This is a genomic window from Spirulina sp. CCY15215, from assembly GCF_016888125.1.
In the GTDB taxonomy this organism is placed as follows: domain Bacteria; phylum Cyanobacteriota; class Cyanobacteriia; order Cyanobacteriales; family Spirulinaceae; genus CCY15215.
The window spans coordinates 1-2739 of record NZ_JACSWA010000236.1; the positions used below are offsets into that span (position 1 = coordinate 1).

The 2739-nt window shown below is 45.1% G+C and carries 2 protein-coding genes; both read left to right on the plus strand.

All coding sequences use genetic code 11. The features are described from left to right. A partial coding sequence (locus JUI58_RS01620) for a CHAT domain-containing protein (protein ID WP_204101997.1) occupies positions 1-1621 on the plus strand: 1621 nt, incomplete at its 5' end. A gap of 189 nt (positions 1622-1810) precedes the next feature. Next, on the plus strand, positions 1811-2739 hold a 929-nt coding region (locus JUI58_RS01625; RefSeq protein ID WP_348539814.1), incomplete at its 3' end, for a filamentous hemagglutinin N-terminal domain-containing protein.

The window sequence follows — 2739 nt, forward strand, 5'->3', positions numbered from 1 at the left end:
GGGAGAAAACCGTATTTTGGGAGGAACTGTAGATATTGGAGCCTATGAATTTGTCCCCGTTTCCGTAACACCAACACCTGTCACGCCTGTTGTGAATCCAACGCCTGTTGTGAATACGACACCGACACTAAATTTTAATAGTTTTATTAACTTACTTTCTATCTCTTCTCCCTCTCCTGCCTTAGCCTTCGTCAACCCAGGTGGAGCGGGGGGAGGTTCATCCCTCACCCTTTCAGAAGCCTTCTCTGCTTTTGATGGTAAATTTTCTGATAGTTTTGGGGAATACTTTGGCTCTTCAGAAGGCGGTTCAGAAGGCGGTTCAGAAGGCGGTTCAGAAGGCGGTTCAGAAGGGTCAAATGCCAATAATTCCGGAGGCGATCGCGCCGAGGGGATTCCAGATAGTTCTACTACCAATGCTCAAGGGGGATCGAACAGCGAATCTTCCTCAGATGGAGATAGCAGTGAGGACACAAACAGTCTCGCTAACTCTCAAGCCAGTCTCAATAACGTTTATCTCACTACCGGTGTCAAACCTGCTCTCGTTTACGCCATCTTTGTTCCTCCTTTGGGTCCTGGGTCAGATGCAGAAGAATCCCCGAACGATCGCCTCTATATTATGCTTGTTCCCCCCACTGGCGAATCGATTGTCCATCCTCTCCCCGTGACCCGAGAAATGGTCATCAGAACCGCCGATCGCTTCCGCAATGCTGCCATTAATACCCGCCGTCCCACCTCCTTTATTGCACCATCCCAAAAACTCTATAATTGGTTGATTAAACCTATCGAAGATGACTTGGCCGCAATGGAAATCCAACACCTCACTTTTCTTCTCGATACGGGACTCCGCTCGGTTCCAGTGGCGGCGCTTCACGATGGCCAACAGTTTCTAGTTGAACGCTATAGCCTTAGTTTGATGCCGAGTATGGCTTTAACTGACCTGAATTACACCGATGTCCGGGGGATGGATTTGCTGGCAATGGGGGCGGAAACTTTTGAGGATAAAAATCCTCTTCCTGCTGCGGGAGAAGAATTAAATCTTCTGACGAATCAAGTTTGGAAAGGTTCATCTTACTTAAATAAAGATTTTACCGTAGATAAATTGCTCGAGGCGCGTCGGAACAATTCTTTCCGCATGATTCATTTAGCCACTCATGGGGAATTTAAAGCAGGAAGTCCCGATGAATCTTATATATACTTAGGAGACGGAAAACTGCCTTTAAGTAAAATTCGTGAGTTGGGCTTGCACGATCCCCCAGTTGAGTTATTGGTGTTGAGTGCTTGTGAGACGGCGTTAGGGGACGCACAAGCGGAATTAGGTTTTGCTGGGTTGGCGGTGATGGCGGGAGTTAAATCGGCGTTAGGAGGGTTATGGCAAGTGAGCGATTCGGGAACATTGGGATTAATGACTACTTTTTACGAACAATTAAAAGAGGCACCCATCAAAGCTGAAGCGTTAAGGCGATCGCAATTAGCCATGATTCGAGGAGAAACAAGATTAGGAGAGGGAGAAGTTATCACCCCCAGTGGCGCGATCGCTTTAACTCAAAAGTTAGAAGGAGGAGGAGATTTAAGCCATCCCTATTTTTGGAGTGCCTTCACCTTAATTGGTACTCCTTGGTAATTGGAATACTCTCTCTTTACAGAAACTTCATATTCATGAAGTTTCTGTGAAATAATTCTCAATTATATTAATTATCTGAAAATTGGGTTATCGTGAACAACATAGTCGCTCTGATTTGGTATAAGTTTCGTGAATGCTCACACTTCCTCTTTGCTTTTTTGTCTTCTATCCAGGCTATCTGTTCTGACTGTGTTATTGACGGCGATCGCCGTCTCTCCGACACAAGCAGAGCCAATTTCTACAGCCAACGATGGTACGGGAACAACGGTAATACCCCAAGGTAGTCAATTTAATATCACTGGTGGAACAACATCAGCAGGCAACTTATTTCATAGCTTTCAAGAATTCGGTCTTTCTGCGGGAGAAATTGCCAATTTTATTTCTAATTCTAATATTCAAAATATATTAAGCCGCGTAGTGGGAGGCAATCCTTCAATTATTGACGGTTTAATTCAAGTGACGGGAGGCAATTCAAATCTATTTTTAATGAATCCTGCGGGCATTATTTTTGGCGGCAATGCCAGTTTAAATGTACCAGGAGATTTTACCGCAACGACAGCGACGGGAATTGGTTTTGGCAATGATCAATGGTTTAATGCTTTCGGAGAAAACAATTACACAGAATTAACGGGAATCCCTTTTCAATTTGCCTTTGATGTTTCCCAACCCAGCGCAATTATTAATCAAGGAAATTTAGCTGTTAATGCGGGGCAAAATTTAACCTTAATTGGGGGAACGGTCATCAATACGGGCAGTCTCAATGCGCCCAATGGTACCATAACCCTTGCTGCCGTTCCTGGGAGCAGCCTAATCCGCATTCAGCAAGCAGGGAGTCTCTTGAGTTTAGAGGTTGAGATTCCCAAAGATAGCAATGGTGAAATTCTTCCTTTCACAATGTTGGATATTCCCGCACTATTAACAGCTTCTCCTTCCCCAACAGATGCAAATCTGGCGAATGCAAACACGGGAGATTTAATCGTGACGGGGGAGGTGCAGGGGGAAAATGTTAATCTTGCAGCCGTAAATCCCATTCAACTTCACGATCCAACTTTAATTCGCACGGGGGATGGAACACAACACAGCCCCACAGTGATGCGCTTTGGCGAAAAAGTTGGGGA